The following is an 18,926-nucleotide window of genomic DNA, read 5'->3' on the forward strand; positions in this document are numbered from 1 at the left end:
CCGGCCGCCCCGGTTTAACGGAGCGGCGAAGAGAACCACGGCGCACAGGAGAGCCACGCAATGCCGATCATCGAAACAAAGCTGAATCCGCGCTCGGACGATTTCCGCAACAACGCGGCCGCGCTCGAGGCACTGGTTGCCGATCTGCGCGCCAAGGTCGACAAGCTCGCGCTGGGCGGTGGCCAGGCCGCGCGCGACAAGCACGTGGGACGCGGCAAGCTGCTGCCGCGCGACCGGATCGCGCAACTGCTCGATCCGGGCACGCCATTCCTCGAACTGTCGCAACTGGCCGCGTTCGGCATGTATCACGACGACGCGCCGGGTGCCGGCGTGATCACCGGCATTGGCCGCATTGCCGGGCAGGAATGCGTGATCGTTTGCAACGACGCCACGGTGAAGGGCGGCACGTACTACCCGGTGACGGTGAAGAAGCACGTGCGTGCCCAGGAGATCGCAGCGGAGAACCACTTGCCATGCGTGTATCTGGTGGATTCCGGCGGCGCGAACCTGCCGAATCAGGACGATGTGTTCCCCGATCGCGATCACTTCGGGCGCATCTTCTTCAATCAGGCCAACCTGTCCGCGGCCGGCATTCCGCAGATCGCGGTGGTGATGGGCTCGTGCACGGCAGGCGGCGCGTATGTGCCGGCGATGAGCGACGAGTCGATCATCGTCAAGAATCAAGGGACGATTTTTCTGGGCGGCCCGCCTCTGGTGAAGGCCGCCACCGGCGAAGTGGTCAGCGCCGAAGATCTCGGCGGCGGCGACGTGCATACGCGTCTGTCCGGCGTGGTCGATCATCTCGCGCAGAACGACGCGCATGCGTTGGGGATTGCGCGCAGCATCGTCGGCAATCTGAATCGCACGAAGCAGGTGCCGGTGGCACTGCAGGAGCCGAAGCCGCCGCGCTACGACCCGAAGAGCCTGTACGGCGTGATTCCGGTCGATACGCGCAAGCCGTTCGATATTCGCGAGGTGATCGCGCGCATCGTCGACGATTCCGCCTTCGATGAATTCAAGGCCCGCTACGGCACCACGCTCGTCACCGGCTTCGCGCATATCTGGGGGCATCCGGTCGGCATCATCGCCAACAACGGCATCCTGTTTTCGGAGTCGGCGTTAAAGGGCGCGCACTTTATCGAACTGTGCTGCCAGCGCAAGATTCCGCTCGTGTTCCTGCAGAACATCACGGGCTTCATGGTAGGCCGCAAGTACGAAAACGAAGGTATTGCGCGCAACGGCGCCAAGATGGTGACGGCAGTGGCCACGGCCAAGGTGCCGAAGTTCACGGTGATCATCGGCGGCTCGTTCGGCGCGGGCAACTACGGCATGTGCGGTCGCGCCTATTCGCCGCGCTTCCTGTGGATGTGGCCGAACGCGCGCATCTCGGTGATGGGCGGCGAGCAGGCCGCTTCAGTGCTGGCGACCGTCAAACGCGACGGCATCGAAGGCAAGGGTGGCACGTGGACGGCCGAGCAGGAAGAGGCGTTCAAGCAGCCGATCCGCGAGCAATATGAACACCAGGGGCATCCGTATTACGCCAGCGCCCGCCTGTGGGACGACGGCGTGATCGACCCGGCGCAAACCCGCGATGTGCTCGGCCTCGGACTGTCCGCATCGATGAACGCACCGATCGAAGATACGCGCTTCGGCGTGTTCAGAATGTAAGGCCGGGCCTCGAGCGAAGGAGTCGATCGATATGCAATACGAAACTTTAAGCCTGACTGTCGCCGGCCAGGTGGCGACGGTCACGCTGAACCGCCCGGACGTGCGCAACGCGTTCAACGAAACGATGATCGCGGAACTGACCGCGGCGTTTGTCGCATTGAACGCGCGCGACGACATCAGGGCAGTCGTGCTGGCCGCCAACGGCAAGGCCTTTTGCGCGGGCGCGGATCTGAACTGGATGAAGAAGATGGCCGGTTATTCCGACGAGGAGAACCGCGCCGATGCCCTGCGTCTCGCGGCGATGCTTTCGGCAATCTACCGCTGCAACAAGCCGGTGATCGCGCGCGTCAATGGCGACGCCTACGCGGGCGGCATGGGTTTGATCTGCGCCTGCGACATCGTGGTGGCGCTGGACACGGCGCGCTTCTGTCTCTCCGAAGCGCGCCTCGGCCTGATCCCTGCGACGATCGCGCCATACGTGATTCGCGCCCTCGGCGAGCAGGCTTCGCGGCGTTACTTTACGACCGCCGAGCTGTTCGACTGCGCGACGGCGCTGCGTCTGGGCCTCGTCAGCGAAGCCGTGAGCGAAGACCGGCTCGACGCGACCGTGCAGCAACTGGCCGACACGCTCTGCGCCAACGGCCCGCAAGCGGTGCGTGCCTGCAAGCAGCTCGTGCAGGACATCGCGGGACGTGAGCTGAACGAAGCGTTGATCGAAGACACGGCCTCGCGCATCGCCCGTGTGCGCGCCGGCGCGGAAGGCCGCGAAGGGGTGGCGTCATTCCTCGAAAAGCGCGCGCCGGCATGGCGCAACTGACGCCTGCGCATGCCACGACAAACCGCAGAACTCCAGTCCTGAACGGGACACCTGAGCGAGACATCTCATGTTCAACAAGATTCTGATCGCCAACCGCGGCGAGATTGCCTGCCGGGTTGCCGCGACCTGCAAGCGTCTCGGCATCGCGAGCGTGGCGGTGTATTCCGATGCGGATGCCAACGCGAAGCACGTCGCGGCGTGCGACGAAGCGGTGCATATCGGCGGTTCGACCGCGGCTGAGAGTTATCTGCGCTACGAGCGCATCATCGCGGCGGCGCTCGCTACCGGCGCGCAGGCGGTACATCCGGGCTACGGATTTCTGTCGGAGAACGAAGCTTTTGCGCAGGCTTGCGAAGCGGCGGGCATTGTTTTTATCGGGCCGCCGGTCGAGGCGATCGCGGCAATGGGTTCGAAAGCGGCCGCCAAGGCGTTGATGCATGCAGCGGCCGTGCCGCTGGTGCCCGGCTATCACGGCGACGATCAGGACGCGCAATTGCTGCAGCGTGAAGCGGATGCGATGGGCTATCCGGTGCTGCTTAAGGCGAGCGCGGGTGGTGGTGGTAAAGGCATGCGGGGGGTCGAGCGCAGCGAAGACTTCGCGGCGGCGCTTGCTTCGTGCAAACGCGAGGCGGCCAGCAGCTTCGGCAACGACCGGGTGCTGATCGAGAAGTATCTGACGCGGCCGCGTCACGTCGAAGTGCAAGTATTTGCCGATCAGCATGGCGGCGCCGTGTATCTGTTCGATCGCGACTGCTCGGTGCAGCGCCGCCATCAGAAGGTACTGGAAGAAGCGCCGGCGCCGGGTCTGTCCGCCGAACTGCGCCGCGAGATGGGCGAGGCGGCGGTGGCGGCGGCACGCGCGGTGAACTACGTCGGCGCGGGCACGGTCGAGTTCATCATGACCGGCGCGAGCGATTTCTACTTCATGGAAATGAACACGCGCCTGCAGGTCGAGCATCCGGTGACCGAGATGGTGACGGGCCTCGATCTGGTCGAATGGCAATTGCGTGTCGCGTCCGGCGAGCCGTTGCCGCTCACGCAGGCGCAACTGAAACTCGACGGTCATGCCATCGAGGCGCGCATCTATGCAGAGCATCCGGCGCGCGGCTTCCTGCCGTCGACGGGCACGCTCAAGCATCTGCGCATGCCGGAAGGCGTGGAGTTCACGATCAGTCCGGCGGGTGCGCCCGGCTCACGCGCGGCCGTGCGGATCGACAGCGGCGTGCGCGAAGGCGATACGATCACGCCGTTCTACGATCCGATGATCGCCAAGCTGATCGTGCACGGCGCCACGCGCGCCGAAGCGCTCGCGCGGATGAGCCGCGCATTGCGGGCTTGCGAGGTGGTGGGCCCGCATACCAATGTCGAGTTCCTGCAGCGTATCGTTGCGAGCGAGCCGTTCTCTGGCGGCGATCTCGATACCGGCCTGATCGAGCGGCATCACGAGGCCCTGTTCGCGCCGGTGAAAAAGCCCTTCCGGGAAGCGCTGGCGCTGGCCTGTGCGGCGTTGCTCACGCGTGAGGGCGGTACCGCGCATGGCGCGTCGCCCTGGGATGCCTTGTCGCACTGGCGCCTGAACGGCGGCTATACGCAGACCTTCGCGTGGCGCGATATCGAAAGCGAAACCGCCTTTGCCGCGACTTTCGCGCGCGATAGCCGGGATAGCCACGACAGCGGCGGGCAGACGCTGGAATACGCGGGGCAGCGCGACAGCTTTACATGGTGGAGCGGCACGGGTGCGCACGAGTTCGGCGCGACGCTCGGCGACTCGCATGTCACGGGGCGCGTGTTTGTCGACGGCGACGTGTTTCATGTGTTCTGCCTCGGCGAGGCGCAGGCCTTCGAATGGCAGAACCTGCTTGCGCATGCCGCGGATGCCGAACACGGCGAAGGGCGTCTTACCGCGCCGATGCCAGGCAAGGTGATCGCGGTGTTAGTTGAACCGGGTACGGTGGTCGAGAAAGGCACACCGCTGATCGTGATGGAAGCCATGAAGATGGAGCATACGATCGGGGCGCCGGCGGCCGGCACGGTGTCGGAAGTGCTGTATGCGGTGGGCGATCAGGTGGCCGATGGGGCGCAGTTGCTGGTGCTTGAGGTGGGTTTATCCGGCGCGGCGTGATGTGACGTGCCGCAAGCGCCATTCGTGCTGCCGTAGTTACCGCAGCGGCAGTGGCAATGGCCGTCGTAGTTGAAGTCACACCGCCAGTTCAGGCGAGGCGCGCGTAGCCCAAAGCTTGCGCCTCGTTTTCCAGTTGCGTAATGCGGGCATAGTCGCTCAGCGGCAAGCTCGCAAATCCCTTCAGTCGCAGTCGTGCAGCACGTTCGGGCTGCGCCGCCACGGCTTCGTTCAGCGCCGCACGCAACGCCTCGATCACAGCCAACGGCACCGTGTTGGCGGCAATCAGCGGCAAACCCGGCGATGCAGCGGTCCAGCCGATTTCCCGCACCTGTCGTGCGAGTTCCGGCATGTCGTCGCGCACGAACGCAAAGGTCACGCAGTCGATGGCGGCGATATCCGCGCGGTCTTCCGCCACCGCTCGCAGCGAGCCGAGGTGAGACCCGGTGCGGTTCACCTCGCTAAAAAATTTCCCGCCTCGTGCCAGCGGCGCGACCGCGTGCCGCAACACATTCATGCCGCTATTCGAATCGTCCTGGTTGTACGCGGCGCGTGCGCCACTGCATGCCTCAAGCGTGTCGAACGGTGCGTCGGAGCGTGTGATCAGGACACTTGAATAATCCGCATCCGTGCAACCCGGTGCATCGAATAGCGGCGTCGCGATCAACTGGACGTGCTCATGCAGGCCGCTCATCAGCGGATAGCCGCAGGTCTGCGAAACCAGCAGGTCGGGGCGGCGCCACAGGGCGTGCAGATCGTCGCCGGGGTCCACGATGCGGGCGTGCGGGTCGACGGCTTGCAGGACGTCACCGAGCAAGGCGCGCCACTCGGCGGCGAGGGCGGGCGTGACGTTGTACATGGGGAGGGCGGCGATCCGGTTCATGGATGCGATTCTGGCATATCGCTCGCCCGATGGGGTACCGCCTGGCGTCTTACCTCGAGGCAGGAGCGGTGGCGGCGAGGGCATCCTGCGCGGCTTTGGGAAACAGCGATTGCGCCATGAAGTCGATCAGCACGCGGTTTTTCGGCAGCAGATGGCGGCTCGACGGCCACAGGACCCAGAAGGTACCGGTCACGCTGTAGTCGGTGAGGATTGCGCGCAGCGCGCCGCTGGCGAACGCTTCGCGAGCGACGAAATCGGGCAGGTAAGCGATGCCCGTGCCGCTGACGCAGGCCGACAACACGGCTTCGATGTTGTTCATCACGGCGGCCGGGGAGATTCTGGCCTGAACGACGCGATTCCCCGACTTTAATGTCCAGCTTTGCAATTTACCGTTTGACGGGAATTTGAAATAAATGCCGTCGAAAGCGGATAGCGCATCAAGCGAATCGGGTTCGCCATAGCGATTCAGAAAATCGGGCGAAGCATACAGATTAACGCGGTATTGGCCGAGCGGTTTCGACATCAGGCTGGAATCGGGCAGATCGCCGCTGCGGACCACGGCGTCGAAGCCTTCTTCGACCAGATCGACCATCCGGTCGCTGAAATCGAGTTCGAGTTCGATGTGCGGATAGAGGCGCCGGAAGGCGGGCAGGACAGGGGCGATCAGGCGGTAGCCGACCGCCGGAAAGCTGACCCGCACGCGGCCGCGCGGCTCGCCGACGTTCAGGCTCAGTTCGGCCTCGGCGTTCTCAAGGTCGCGCACGATGTCGCGGCAGCGGGCGAAGAATTGCGCCCCTTCCTGAGTCAGGCTGATCTGGCGGGTGTTGCGATGGAACAGACGGACGCCGAGTCGTTCTTCGAGGCGCGTAATGCTTTTACCGACTGCCGACGACGAAATGCCGAGGTTGCGGCCGGCAATCGTAAAGCTTTCGTGTTGAGCGGCCTGGACGAATACGGTGAGGCTGTTCAGATTATCCACGCGCCTCCCACTTTGGCCTATTTGTCCGATCAGCGCGGAGTTTATCACCTCAATTTGATTACGTTGCCGAACATATGATCGAGAGCAGCTACCACGGGTCATGCCATTAGTCGTTGCGTCGATGGCGCGTGGTTTTTAATTGAGGCGATTCAATTTCTATGCAAACAACATCATGAAGACTGATCAGATCGACATCCGGGTGGGACGACGTTCCGGCGCCCAGAAGCTGCTGGGGTTGTGCGCGGTGTGTCTGGCCGCGCTGTGCATGCCGCTTAGTTTCACCGGGCCGGCGGTCGCGCTGCCGGATATCGCCCGCGAACTCGGTGGCAGCCCGCTCGCGCTGAGCTGGATCACTAATGCCTTCATGCTCTGCTTCGGGGGCTTCCTGCTAGTGGCCGGCGCGTTGGCGGACCGCGTCGGCCGCAAGAAAGTGTTCCTCGCCGGCGTGGTGGTGTTCATCGCCGCCTCGTTCAGCCTGTCGCACGCATCGAGCATCGTTGCGCTCGACCTGCTGCGCGCGTTGCAGGGTCTGGCGGCCGCGGCCGCGCTGTCGGGTGGCGGCGCCGCCCTTGCGCAGGACTTCGAAGGCGCGGCCATGACGCGGGCCTTCAGTTGCCTCGGCAGCTCGTTCGGGGTCGGCCTGGCATTCGGCCCGATCCTTGCCGGTTTCCTGATCCAGCACAGCGGGTGGCGCAGTGTGTTTGCCGGCACCGCGGCGATCGGCATTGTTGCGCTCGTGCTGGCGACGCTCTGCATGCGCGATTCCCGCGACCGCGCCGCAACAGGTCTCGACTGGCCCGGCGCGGCGAGCTTTACGGCCGCGCTCGCACTGCTGACCTACGCCGTGCTGCGCGCTCCCGATAGCGGTTGGAGCAGCCCGTCGGTGCTCGGCCTGCTGGCGTGCGCCGTTGTGTTGTTCGGAGCGTTCGTGGCGATCGAGAACACGGTGCATCGCCCGCTGCTGGATCTGTCGCTGTTCCGCTACCGCCGCTTTATCGGCGTGCAGTTTCTTGCGGCCGCGCCGGCCTATTCGTACGTTGTACTACTGGTGTTGCTGCCGGTGCGGCTGATCAGTATCGAAGGCTACGGTTCGCTCGAAGCCGGTCAGATCATGTTCGCGATTTCCGCGCCGCTGCTCGTGTTGCCGATGGTGGCCGGGCTACTGACGCGCTGGTTCAGTGCGGGTTCGATCTGCGGCGTCGGCCTGGTGGTGGCCGCGGCTGGTTTGCTGTGGCTCGCGCAATGTCCGCCGGCTCACTCGGCGGTGGCGATCGTGCCGGCCATGTTCATCATCGGCGTGGGTGTGTCGTTGCCGTGGGGTTTGATGGACGGCCTCGCGGTCAGCGTGGTGCCGAAGGAGCGTGCTGGTATGGCGACCGGCGTGTTCAACACCACCCGGGTCGCCGGCGAAAGCATTGCGCTGGCGGTCGTCGCCGCCGTGCTCGCGGCGTTCGCCGAAACCGGCTTGCGCGACGCGACGGCCGGCGCGAGTTTGCCGCCGGCGTCGCAAGCGCTGTCGGAAGCTGCGCATTGGCTGTCGCTCGGGAGCGTCGGAGAAGTCTCGCGGCTGCTGCCGGGCCTCGATCATGCCGCGCTGCTGGCGAGCTACGGGCGTGCGTTCAGCGACCTCGTCTATGTGCTTGCCGCCATCACGCTGCTTTCCGCCGTGATGATCTTCAGCTTCCTGACGCGGGCTCGCCCGGCCGTTTCGACACACCTTGGCGGTGCCGATTCGGTCGCTGAGTAATCCGGGCGACGTGCGGCGTCCTGGCTCAGGTGAATGCGTTGCTCGAAGCGGCTGAGCCGGTTGCTTCGCCAGGCGCGAATGCGTAGCGTCGCAACCATTCGCTATAACCCTGGATTGTCGACGATCGGTTCGCGGCGATAATGACAATTGCCTTCGCGGAACACCCGTCTGGCTTTTCCATCAGCTTCGCATAGCTCGGACAGTTGAAGGCTCTTCCTGCCCTGAAGCATTTCCGCCAAACTGTGCGGAATCGATTTGTCAGCGTGGAATTACGGAGCCTCACATGCCCAAGATTAACATCGCCGACGTACCGGAACGTCAAGGTACAGGTTATCCGCCACCGTTCGATGCCCCCTGCGCCGACCGTATACGTCAGCGACTGGGCAACGCCGGCGGACTCAGTGACTTCGGGGTCAATCTTATGCGCTTGCCGCCGGGCAATTGGTCAAGCCAACGCCATTGGCACTCTGCCGAAGACGAATTTGTCTACGTGCTTGAAGGCGAGCTTACCTTGATCGAGGACGGCGGCGAAACGGTGCTCCAGGCCGGCGACTGTGCTGCCTTTCCAAAAAACACCGGAAACGGCCATCACATGATTAACAGGTCGAACGTGATGGCCGTTTACCTCGAAGTCGGTTCGCGGTCGCCTGCGGATGTCATTACCTGCTCCGACGTCGACATGATGAGCCCGAGTGTCGACGGCCGGTTCTTGCGTAAAGACGGTACCCCGTATTCCGATACTTGACGACCATGCAATATCCGGGATGACGACCTGAAGCCACGTTCTTATGGGGACGCCGCGTCCGTAAAGTAGTGGAACGCGGACCGTTATGCACCAATTATTTCCATCCAACCATGCCTGTCGACACTGAACGCAACCTGACGGAGCCGTGGAATGCGGCCACGATCCTGATGATGCTCATGGGTTGCGTTGTCCTTACCTACATCGCATGGCATACCTTTCAGACCGCTGCGTTCCTGCACCATGCGACCCGCGTCACGGGGGTGGTCGTCGATCCTGCAGGACACCCCAGGATACGGTTCAGTACTGCCGATGGTGTGCCGGTTGAATTCGTACAAAACGGTTTCATTTCGCGCCCGCGCGGCGCGGCGGTGCCGGTAGCTTACGACCCGCACAATCCCGCCATGACGGCGCAAGCGGCAACCTTCTGGGCAAACTGGGGCGAATCATTGTGGTTGCTGCCGATGGGACTGGGCTTTACTCTGCTGCCGCTGTTCGGCGCACGGGCGCGGTTTCGTCCGGGACGATATTGATCACGGCTCTTGAGGTTCTGTGTCATGTTCGATGCGCGAGAGGCGATGTTGGTGATTGGGGGCCGAACTGGATCGAGAATATCCAATAGGGACGCCGCTACGCACGCGGTATCGCAACGCCGCGTCGCACCCGGATCAGGCGAGTGCTGCTGCCGATACTTGCCTTGTTGGGCAGGTTGACTTGCATCTCATGCTGGCGCTCGACCCGACGTCAAGAGATGTGATGCTACTGACGGGCAAGGTTGGGGGTTACGCCTGATGCGCCACGCGTCCCTCCAGCTTGCCTGAAGGGAAAGCCTCGACTATAGGTCTAACTTATGTCTGGAATGGACCGACCTGTTTTCTATTCTCGGTCGGGGCTCGTATTGCCTGGGCCGACTGAGTAGTTCCGGGTTCGGCCAACTCCAGCCGTTCGGCCGCGCGCCAGGAAGGGCACTCGAACTCGGTTTTTGTGTTTCATTGCCTACCAACCAAATATGCGTTTTGCTATTGCCCAATTGTTAAATATCTCAATGTTTCGACTTCAATTGGTTTTAGTAGACAAATGAAAAATCCTATGCGAAAGTTTCATTGAGCGCTTACAAGAACTTACTTGCCTTGAGCTGCGACACGAAAAGTCGAATTCGACGCGAATGTTTTCCGGTCGTCAGATTGCGTAGTGCGCAAAATTTTGCCGAAATAGAAATGTGACGCTTGCAGCGCGGAATGAGCGTTTGCCCTGTCGCGCCGAGAACACGATGCAGTACCTCATTTAGGGGGGGCGGAAATTATGAGTATTCCGGACAAGACAATGCAAGGCAAACGTTTGGCAAGCCAACGATTGCGTTTAGACGTGCAATTAGCTCCTCGTCACACAGCTGACATCGATATGCCGTTGCCCTTCGGACCTTCATAAGCCAACGGTCCGCACCGCCGAGGTGCAAGAAAAATAGAAGTATTTTAACTACGTCTTATCTATACCCTCCTCACGTGGATTATCCGGGAAGGAGGATGGCGCACGTTTGTACTTAGGAAATCTAAGTATTGATGCCGGGTCCATAAAAATAGAGTTCCACAATAATCCAATGAAACGCCAACATTTTACTTTCATATTGATTGCGTAGTTATCCTTATGAAAGATTATAGGATAGTGTCAATAATATTAAAGAGGAAAAATGTGAACAAGATATATCGGTCGATCTGGAATAACGCGCTCGGCGCGTTTGTGGCTGTATCGGAGCTCGGAAAGTCGCGGGGTAAAGGGAAATCGGGCGCATCTGGTGTCGTATGTGACAGTCGCCATGAGGAGCAGGACGCGATCACCGCGCGGCATCGAACATCCAGGATTCTCCTCGGCCTTGCAATACCGTTGTGTCTTGGCCTGTCAGGCCAGAACGCCCACGCCCAGTACGACGCAGGCGGTGGCACGGCGACAGGCGGTAATTCAATTTCCATCGGCACTACCAGTACTGCGAGCGGACAGTATGCGACCGCCTTCGGAATTAGCTCGACAGCCTCTGGGACGAGCACCATTGCGATTGGTCCAGATTCAACGGCCTCCGTCTTGTACGGTGTGGCAATTGGCAATCTCGCACAGGCGACCAACGCGGGAGCGATAGCACTGGCCGCGGGCGCTGTCGCATCGGGAAATGAAGCGGTGGCCCTTGGCTTTAATGCAGCATCGAGCGGATCATCCAGCGTTGCGCTGGGATCTACAGCTGCCGCCAGCAGCACTAACGCCACGGCGCTCGGTGCCGGCGCTGTTGCCTCGGGGGATCATTCGACTGCGTTGAGCACGCAGTCGACCGCAGCAGGCGAATATTCAGTCGCTATTGGCTATGCGGCGATTACGACCACTACCGCCGCTGCCGGGGTAGCGCTGGGTTCAGGCGCCTCAGCCAGTGGCGCATCCGCCGTTTCGATAGGCGTCAACAGCGGCGCGTCCGGTACCGGTGCGGTAGCCATCGGGGTGGGCGGCACCGCCGGTGTCCCTGGTTCGGGTACGCAGGCAACTGGCGAAGAGGCGACCGCCATTGGCTTTAACAGTCTCGCCAGCGGGACATCCGCACAGGCATTCGGGACTACGTCGACGGCCAGCGGAACCAGTTCTATTGCCATGGGCGTGTCCGCCGTATCGTCCAGCCTGTTTGGCATCGCCCTGGGCGATCTGGCGGCGGCAAGCGGCACGTCCGCGGTCGCACTGGGTCCTGGGACCCACGCAACTGCCAATAACTCCACGGCTTTGGGCATCAACGCGACCGCGTCCGGCGCACAAAGCGCGGCACTGGGAGGATCGGCGACGGCCAGCAGCACCGGTACAACCGCCGTCGGCGGTCAGGCAATCGCCTCGGCGGCGGAGGCGACGGCGATAGGTGCAGATTCGCAGGCACTTGCCGCCTCGACCGTCGCTCTGGGCTACAGCAACACGGTGGCCGCGGCAGCGGGCACGGGCTCGATTGCGGGCGGCTACAACTCGCAGGTCACGAGCGGCACAGGAGCGGTGGCGCTCGGCGAAGGCCAGACAGCAAGCGGCAACGGTGCAGTGGCCATTGGCGATCCGAACACGGCCACGGGCAACGGCGCGGTCGCGATGGGTGCCGACAACACGGCCAACGGGCAGGGTGCGATTGCGTTGGGTAATCTCAATGCCGCGACGGGCCAGGGCTCGGTGGCACTGGGCAACAGTTCCACCGCCGCGGCCGCCGGCGGTGTTGCACTGGGCGACACGGCTCGCGCGCTGGCCGGCGACGGCGTGGCGTTAGGCTCAAACGCTGTGGCGACCAATGCAAACGACGTGGCGCTGGGAGCAGGCTCGAGCACGGCGGCAGCCGACACAGGTACCACTGCACTGTATGGCGGTACCGCAGCGGGCGTGGCGAAGACCGCCTCCGGAGTCGTCTCGGTAGGTAGCGCGGGCAACGAGCGCCAGATTCAGAACGTGGCGGCAGGCGTGATCTCCTCGAGCAGCACCGACGCGATCAACGGATCGCAACTGTTCTCCGTTGCAACCGGCGTCAACAACCTGGGCAGCGCGACGGCAAGCGCACTGGGCGGCGGAGCGACCTACAACAGTTCGACCGGAGCGATCAGTGCGCCAAGCTATACGGTCGACGGCAATACCTACACCAACGTGGGCAGTGCGCTGGAAAGCATCAATAACTCACTGACTGGCGGTGGGATCGAGTACTTCCATGCGAACTCGACGCTTGCGGATTCGACGGCGACCGGTACCAATAGCGTCGCAGTCGGTCCGGTTGCGGTCTCTACCGGAGCGTCTTCAGTGGCAATCGGCAATGGGGCGCAAGCCAGCAATGCGAACGATGTTGCTCTGGGCGCCGGGTCCACAACTGCGGCACCGCATACCGGGACGTTCGACATGACGGGCGGTACGGCCGAGGCAACCGCGCCCACTTCTGTCGTGTCGATCGGCGCGGCCGGATCGGAACGGCAGCTCCAGAACGTCGCAGCGGGCGTCTTGTCAGCGACGTCGACCGACGCCGTCAACGGCTCGCAACTGTTTTCTGTGGCAAGCGCGGGCAACGCGACCGGGACCACGGTCGCTTCGGCATTGGGCGGAGGTTCCGCATACACGCCGGGCAGCGGCGTCTCGGCACCGAGCTACACCGTGCAAGGCAACACCTACAACAACGTCGGTGCTGCGCTTGGCGGGTTGAACACTGGTCTTACTAACATCGAGAACTCCCTCACTAACATTAACAACGGTGCGGGCATCGAGTACTTCCATGCTGACTCCACAGAAGCGGATAGTCAGGCAACGGGTACTAACAGCATCGCGGTTGGGCCTGAGGCGGTGGCCAGTGGCACGGCCAGCTTTGCGGCAGGCAACGGTGCGCAGGCGACGGCTGACAATGCGATGGCACTGGGAGCGCAGGCTACGGCTTCCGTCGCGGGCGCGATTGCCATAGGTTCAGGGTCCGTGTCTAGCCGTGCGATTGTTCCCGCGTCAGGTTCGCTTGCGACGGGCAGTAGTTACGTGATCCCCTATAACACCACCGATGAGACGCTGCTGGGCGCGGTGTCGTTTGGAACCACAAACGCGTATCGCCAGTTGACCAATGTTGCGGACGGCACGCAGCAGCAGGACGCGGTCACTGTCCGGCAACTTGCCGGCGCGTTGTCCTCGTTCGCAGTCACGTCCACCGAGTACTTTCACGCCAACTCAACCGCAGCAGACTCGCTGGCCGTAGGCAGCCAGTCGATTGCCGTCGGACCGACCACGGTGGTCAATGGCGACAGTGGCGTGGGTATTGGCAATGGCGCCATTGTCAATTCGAACGCGCCAGGTGGTGTCGCGATCGGCGAGGCGGCGAGTTCGAATCAGGCCGATGCGATCGCGCTGGGCAGCGGTGCTAACGCAAGTGGCGCCCAGTCTGTCGCGCAGGGCGCGAATGCCAGCGTCACGGCGGTGGGCGGTGTGGCGCTGGGTTCTGGTGCGCAAAGCAGTGCCACCGGCGCAGTAGCGCTAGGCGCCGGCGCTTCCGCGACCTATGCGAACAGTGTCGCGCTGGGAGCCGGGTCGGTGACGACGGTCGGGGCATTGTCGAACTACATTGCTTATGGTCTGAGCAGCCCGCAGTCCTCAGCAGGGGAGGTCAATATCGGCAACCGGCAGATCACAGGGGTTGCGGCGGGGAGTGTCGGGACCGACGCAGTCAACGTGAGTCAGCTCCAGGCAGTCCAGCAGCAGTTGACCACGCTGATCAACAACGAGAACGGCGGCGGTGGTGGTTTTCCGTCCACCTCGGGGACAACGACGCCGCCTGCGTCAACGGGATCCAATTCGGCGGCGGGCGGACAGGGGGCCGTTGCTTCGGGAACCAGTAGCACGGCTGTAGGCAACAACTCGCAGGCAACCGCCAACGGCTCGACGGCCCTCGGTCAGGGCGCGACGTCGACAGGATCCAGTTCCGTGGCCATCGGCGCCGGTAGTAACGACGAGGGTCGCAGTAACGTGGTGTCGGTAGGGTCAGCCGATTCGCCGCGGCAGGTCACCAATGTCGCCGCCGGTACTGCGCCCACCGATGCCGTCAACGTGCAGCAGTTAGGGAGCGCCGTCGCGCAGGCAAACGCATATACGGATAATCAGATTCAACAGTTGAAGCGTGACGCGGACGGGGGAATCGCGACTGCGATGGCGGTCGCAGGGTTGCCGCAACCCTCGGGGCCGGGAAGAAGCATGGTATCGGTCGCCGGCAGCGTCTATCGAGGCCAATCAGGGCAGGCGGTCGGAATTTCTACAATCTCGGATAACAATCACTGGATCTATAAGGCTGCGGTCTCGACCAATACGCAAGGCTACTATGGCGCGGTCGTGGGTGCAGGCTACCAGTGGTAGCCGGTGGAACGAAACTCCCAATGGGCGTCAGTCCGATAACCATGGGTGACGCCATTCCGTTTCTTGCTGCGGCCCGTCTCGCGCGCGGCTGCCTGTTCGATGAGAGATGCAAACATGAAAATGCAATGGAATCTTGCGCTGTCTATCACGTTACTTTCACTGATCGCGGGCTGCGTTGCCGATGGTCCGCCGAAGTTTCCGGATCCTCAATCTGCGACGCAGGCGGGTGGTACCTTCGTTAACCTGAATAGCCTGCGCAACGTGGGGCCAGGACTCACGAAGGACCAGATGTTCGATCTGCTCGGACCGCCTCATTTTCACGAATGGTTCGTGGGCGGGCACGTCTGGAACTACCTGTTCGATTTTCGCCGGGATGGGCAGATCGTTGCTTGCCAGTATCAGGTGCGATTCGACAAGCAGATGAAAGTGAGCGACACGTACTGGCGTGACCCTTCATGCGCGGCTTTTCTTTTGACAGCAGGGGGAACGCCGACGCCGGTTGAGCCTTGATCCGCGAAGGTTTATGTCGGGTCCCGCCTGCTGGGTCCCGACGGCCTATACGGAGCCTCACATGCCTAAGATTAACGTCGCCGAAGTACCGGAACGTCAAGGTACGGGTTATCCGCCACCGTTCGATGCGCGAAAGGCGCTGGGACAGAACCTGCCGAAGGCACAGTTGACGCCGCAAGAGGTCAAGAAAGCTATGTTGGTGATGGGGCCGAACTGGAGCGGGAATATCCAATAGGGACGCCGCTGCGCACGCGGTATTGCAACGCGGCGTTGCGCCCGGATCAGGCGAGTGCTGCCGATACTCGTTTGTTGGGCAGGTTGGCTTGCATCTCATGCTAGCGCTCGATCCGACTTCAAGAGATGTGATGCTACCGACGGTCGAGGTGCGAGTTATGCCTGATGCGCCACGCGTCCCCCAGCTTGTCTGAAGGGAAAGCCAGGTAGTCACAGTTTCGACAGGGGCGCGAAATGAGCCGGCTTTGGCGCTGTACACCGCTTTCGGGTGTCGCTTTACCCTTCCCAAGTTGCTGCCCAAGCCAATGCAGCGCGATCTGAAGGGTCGAATTTTTAGCGCGCTGCATTCAGCGCGCGTTTTCACATAACCTCGGCCAACAGCGGACCGTCGACACGGTAGCCCAGATCGCCGAAAATCAATGGCGTCCCGCAATTGAGAGAGAACAATGGACCACAAAGAACTCCTTCAGCTTTCTCGGCAGCTTTCACCAGCGGATGTATGTGCACAGCTGCTCGCCCTATGCGTTGTCGAATATAGCTATACGCCGAATTTAAGCATTGCTCTCGAACTCAATGACGCTGAAGGAAAGCTCACCGACACGGGCCGGGGAATGAGATTGACGCCGGATAAGGGCGACACGCTCGCACATGCCGAACGGGCACTTACCGGCTTCTATCCATGTCTTCCTTCAAGTCTGGCATTTGACGCAATTCTTCGCGAATTGGTCTGGGGCGAACACGGTTCCCTAGGGCCGTCGGTCGCCAACTTTGCGTGCCGATCATTGAAGTTCACCAGCATGAGAGATGGCGAGGTTTGGTCGCAGAGTTATAGCTATGGAGCACCTTCCGGCCCTGCGGTGATGATCGGCTCGACGGGAAAAACCGGTACTGTCATTGATTTCAAAACCACCGCGCCAATCAATCATGCCGTTGTCACGACGCTCGTAGAGGCGCTGCGTTCTCGCGTCCAAGGGCTTTCCATAGTTCTTCGATCTCATGGCAGGAGTCAGTAGCCGGCCAGTTTGAGGCGCTCGAGGCCATCGCTTAGACTGTTGACAATCATTGCTCATGACACGAACAAAATGATGACCGAAATTGAACTCTTGAGGCCTACGACTGCATTGCTGCCAAGCTACGTTTCTGCCCTTGAGGCAGGATGGTCCCCTGACAATGTTCGGAAGAAGGTCGCTGCGCGCGAACAGTTGCACGCTATCGAATTAAACGCGGAGGCATTTGTCAACAGCCTGGATGATCCGACCGCATCGGGCGGCCCGATTCCTTTGCCAGACGGATCGACCGTCGCCCGTCTGCCGAGCATTGTTCGATGGATTTGGGACGGCGATGTTAGCGGCGCAATCGGATTTCGTTGGCAGGCTGGAACTGCCGAATTACCTCCGTATGTACTCGGGCATATCGGCTTCTCAGTCGTGCCGTGGAAGAGAGGCAACGGCTACGCCAAGCAGGCGCTCAATTTGATGCTGGGCGAAGCGAGGCTACAAGGCTTGTCCTACGTCGAGCTAACGGTTGATCCTGAAAATATAGCCTCACAGCGGGTAATCGCAGCATGCAGTGGTGTCCTGGTCGAACGGTTCAAAAAAGCGGCCGCCTATGGATTCGCTGAAACTCTTCGCTATCGCATTGTGCTAGACGACTGAAAAGACTGTCGGACCTAGTTCGGCCACTTTCTGTCGGTCATATTGGACCGCTAGATCATCGACACCCGCTGCTTTGGCAACTGTCAATTCACGAGTTCTTTCGCTCGTTCCTGTAAAAGGTCGAGACGTGTGTGGAAGCGGTCGTCAAGCCAACTCGGCAAGCAGTGGACGAAACGATTCGGCAGACTCATTCACAAGCTGCGCAGCCGACTGCCCCAGTTGGTCGATTCCTCGCCCGACAATGCTGTAACCGATGCTATAGCCTGCGAAAAGCGGAAGCAGATTTGCGTCCTTGCCAAAAAACCAAAGCCCTTGATCATGGGGCGTTTCGCCCCAACGATCCGCTGCGAGACGAGCCACTCGCGCCAGTTCAGTTGCTGCCAACGCCCGAGCGTAGAACGGCGCCGCTCCGCCCCGGAAATGGGATTTGAAATGACACGCCAATCCTTCAGAGACCAATGCTTCACCAACCGCGCTGCCATATCCCACACCTTGCATGCGAACCGCATGATGACACTCGTGAGCAAACGCTGAGACAAATTCAATCGCCAAATTGCGGTGAAATGCTGGGTTCTCAGGGTCAAGCGCAAGCGAGATACGAAATGGGCTTTCCGTGTATGCGCCGATCCCGACCTCCGGAATGGTGGCCTCCGGGTCATAGTAAACGGAGCAATCCACCCTATCGATAGGCAGATAAGATTCGACTTCGGCTACGGCGAGCCGAAACAGTTCGCCAAGCTGGTCATGCAACGCAGGGAGTCGACCTTGAGCGTCCAGGATATGCAATTCGCAAGCCATAGTATTGTGTTTTCTCTCTCTGTGGAGTTGCAGGATATTCTAGCGATTGCCAAATATCTTTGGCGAGTGAGCGCTATGGGGAAAGCCGAAGGTTCCTTGTGGGTCGAGTACGGATGCTCAGCGTCGGACCGGGTTCGGCCAGGAGCGCTCAGTCGACGTATGCGTCCAGATCGCCGACAATCGGACGGACATTGACAGGTTCAGAAAAGGGGCAAGCGTGAAATCTCGATTCATTTTTTTAATGGTGGCGCTCTATAGCTGCGCCGCGTTTGCCGCGCCAGTTGATAACCCCGCCCCCAATGACCGAGTAGAGGTAACCGGCACGATACCCGACGATGTCGAAGCCGTTCTTGTCGAAGATTGGTACACCACAACGGACTCGATGTTCTGTCAACACATGGTTGGAGAGGCTGGCTTCATGCCCAGCCATTTCGCGAAGCGTGCAACACAGACGTCCGCGTCGAATGGACAGCGATCTTGGCTTGTCTGGCGAGACGACGTAAAGCCAGGACACTGTGGCTGGACGTTGAAGCAAGTTGTGCTCTTCCTTGACTCCAAGGCGTCCGGGAAGGATCCTGTTCGGGCGTCCACCGTTCCCGTCCGGGTTGCTTACGTCTGTCGGACCGGAGAGAACTGCCAGAACACGTGGGCCTCAAACGACGATAGTGAAAAACCAACCTTTCACCGTTGCGACTTTGCTTCTGTCAGTCAGTTGGCACCAGGAAACTCAGCCAACCCATGCGCCTTTTTTGATGAAAACGCGAGAGGGACTGACTTGGGGAAGTATGAACATATCCTTCGGCCTTACCAACACACAGTTCGATTCGTCATAACCGAAGTGGGAAAACAACATCCCTAACCACTGTCGAACGGCTGCTTTTTAACAACGCCACCGTCCGCTCCGGG

Annotated in this window: 14 protein-coding genes and 1 pseudogene; 12 read left to right on the plus strand and 3 right to left on the minus strand. The window is 61.3% G+C overall.

Features of this window, described 5'->3' with window-relative positions; genetic code table 11:
• Positions 1-60: 60 nt before the first annotated feature.
• The 3 genes from BUS12_RS06985 to BUS12_RS06995 all read left to right on the plus strand — a co-directional run bounded on the left by BUS12_RS06985 (position 61) and on the right by BUS12_RS06995 (position 4,607).
• On the plus strand, positions 61-1,668 hold the full coding sequence (locus tag BUS12_RS06985; RefSeq protein ID WP_074294969.1) for a carboxyl transferase domain-containing protein: 1,608 nt from the start codon (positions 61-63) through the stop codon (positions 1,666-1,668).
• Positions 1,669-1,699: 31 nt separating this feature from the next.
• Positions 1,700-2,485: an enoyl-CoA hydratase/isomerase family protein gene (locus tag BUS12_RS06990; RefSeq protein ID WP_074294971.1), complete on the plus strand. Its 786-nt coding sequence runs from the start codon at positions 1,700-1,702 to the stop codon at positions 2,483-2,485.
• A gap of 67 nt (positions 2,486-2,552) precedes the next feature.
• Entirely contained in the window at positions 2,553-4,607 is a 2,055-nt protein-coding gene (locus BUS12_RS06995) for an acetyl/propionyl/methylcrotonyl-CoA carboxylase subunit alpha (RefSeq protein WP_074294972.1), read from the plus strand.
• A gap of 88 nt (positions 4,608-4,695) precedes the next feature.
• On the opposite strand, the gene BUS12_RS07000 is transcribed toward BUS12_RS06995, so the two are convergent.
• Positions 4,696-5,487, minus strand: coding sequence for a phosphate/phosphite/phosphonate ABC transporter substrate-binding protein (locus BUS12_RS07000; RefSeq protein WP_074294973.1), 792 nt, complete (start codon positions 5,485-5,487; stop codon positions 4,696-4,698).
• A 49-nt stretch (positions 5,488-5,536) separates the two neighbouring features.
• Positions 5,537-6,466, minus strand: a complete 930-nt coding sequence (locus BUS12_RS07005) for a LysR family transcriptional regulator (protein ID WP_074294974.1) — start codon at positions 6,464-6,466, stop codon at positions 5,537-5,539.
• A gap of 172 nt (positions 6,467-6,638) precedes the next feature.
• Between BUS12_RS07005 and BUS12_RS07010 the strand changes: the two genes are divergently transcribed.
• The 9 genes and pseudogenes from BUS12_RS07010 to BUS12_RS07035 all read left to right on the plus strand — a co-directional run bounded on the left by BUS12_RS07010 (position 6,639) and on the right by BUS12_RS07035 (position 17,222).
• Positions 6,639-8,213: an MFS transporter gene (locus BUS12_RS07010; RefSeq protein WP_074294976.1), complete on the plus strand. Its 1,575-nt coding sequence runs from the start codon at positions 6,639-6,641 to the stop codon at positions 8,211-8,213.
• Positions 8,214-8,496: 283 nt separating this feature from the next.
• Positions 8,497-8,958 (plus strand): cupin domain-containing protein, encoded by a 462-nt coding sequence (locus BUS12_RS07015; protein ID WP_074294978.1) that lies wholly within the window; start codon positions 8,497-8,499, stop codon positions 8,956-8,958.
• A 110-nt stretch (positions 8,959-9,068) separates the two neighbouring features.
• Entirely contained in the window at positions 9,069-9,488 is a 420-nt protein-coding gene (locus BUS12_RS07020) for a DUF3592 domain-containing protein (protein ID WP_074294979.1), read from the plus strand.
• A 1,111-nt stretch (positions 9,489-10,599) separates the two neighbouring features.
• Positions 10,600-11,253, plus strand: a pseudogene (locus BUS12_RS39900) (ESPR-type extended signal peptide-containing protein); the annotation flags it as partial.
• A 3-nt stretch (positions 11,254-11,256) separates the two neighbouring features.
• A complete protein-coding gene (locus BUS12_RS07025; protein WP_437123869.1) occupies positions 11,257-14,823 on the plus strand; it encodes a YadA family autotransporter adhesin in 3,567 nt (1,188 codons plus the stop codon).
• 114 nt (positions 14,824-14,937) lie between these two features.
• Positions 14,938-15,333 carry an outer membrane protein assembly factor BamE gene (locus BUS12_RS07030; RefSeq protein ID WP_083640281.1) on the plus strand — a complete coding sequence of 132 codons (396 nt, stop codon included), beginning with the start codon at positions 14,938-14,940 and terminating at the stop codon, positions 15,331-15,333.
• Between the two features lie 61 nt (positions 15,334-15,394).
• Complete coding sequence (locus BUS12_RS39095) at positions 15,395-15,568, plus strand: hypothetical protein (RefSeq protein WP_216352697.1); 174 nt, start codon at positions 15,395-15,397, stop codon at positions 15,566-15,568.
• 445 nt (positions 15,569-16,013) lie between these two features.
• Positions 16,014-16,580, plus strand: a complete 567-nt coding sequence (locus BUS12_RS38060; protein ID WP_143788275.1) for a hypothetical protein — start codon at positions 16,014-16,016, stop codon at positions 16,578-16,580.
• Positions 16,581-16,649: 69 nt separating this feature from the next.
• On the plus strand, positions 16,650-17,222 hold the full coding sequence (locus BUS12_RS07035; protein WP_074294982.1) for a GNAT family N-acetyltransferase: 573 nt from the start codon (positions 16,650-16,652) through the stop codon (positions 17,220-17,222).
• 144 nt (positions 17,223-17,366) lie between these two features.
• On the opposite strand, the gene BUS12_RS07040 is transcribed toward BUS12_RS07035, so the two are convergent.
• Entirely contained in the window at positions 17,367-18,008 is a 642-nt protein-coding gene (locus BUS12_RS07040; protein WP_171991608.1) for a DUF2268 domain-containing putative Zn-dependent protease, read from the minus strand.
• Between the last annotated feature and the right edge of the window lie 918 nt (positions 18,009-18,926).

This window comes from Paraburkholderia phenazinium (genome assembly GCF_900142845.1).
GTDB classification, from domain to species: Bacteria; Pseudomonadota; Gammaproteobacteria; order Burkholderiales; family Burkholderiaceae; genus Paraburkholderia; species Paraburkholderia phenazinium_A.

Coding starts and splice junctions, on each gene's coding strand:
- BUS12_RS06985 (WP_074294969.1), top strand. CDS start 61: ATGCCGATCATCGAAACAAAGCTGAATCCGCGCTCGGACGATTTCCGC.
- BUS12_RS06990 (WP_074294971.1), top strand. CDS start 1,700: ATGCAATACGAAACTTTAAGCCTGACTGTCGCCGGCCAGGTGGCGACG.
- BUS12_RS06995 (WP_074294972.1), top strand. CDS start 2,553: ATGTTCAACAAGATTCTGATCGCCAACCGCGGCGAGATTGCCTGCCGG.
- BUS12_RS07000 (WP_074294973.1), bottom strand. CDS start 5,487: ATGAACCGGATCGCCGCCCTCCCCATGTACAACGTCACGCCCGCCCTC.
- BUS12_RS07010 (WP_074294976.1), top strand. CDS start 6,639: ATGAAGACTGATCAGATCGACATCCGGGTGGGACGACGTTCCGGCGCC.
- BUS12_RS07015 (WP_074294978.1), top strand. CDS start 8,497: ATGCCCAAGATTAACATCGCCGACGTACCGGAACGTCAAGGTACAGGT.
- BUS12_RS07020 (WP_074294979.1), top strand. CDS start 9,069: ATGCCTGTCGACACTGAACGCAACCTGACGGAGCCGTGGAATGCGGCC.
- BUS12_RS07030 (WP_083640281.1), top strand. CDS start 14,938: ATGAAAATGCAATGGAATCTTGCGCTGTCTATCACGTTACTTTCACTG.
- BUS12_RS39095 (WP_216352697.1), top strand. CDS start 15,395: ATGCCTAAGATTAACGTCGCCGAAGTACCGGAACGTCAAGGTACGGGT.
- BUS12_RS38060 (WP_143788275.1), top strand. CDS start 16,014: ATGGACCACAAAGAACTCCTTCAGCTTTCTCGGCAGCTTTCACCAGCG.
- BUS12_RS07035 (WP_074294982.1), top strand. CDS start 16,650: ATGATGACCGAAATTGAACTCTTGAGGCCTACGACTGCATTGCTGCCA.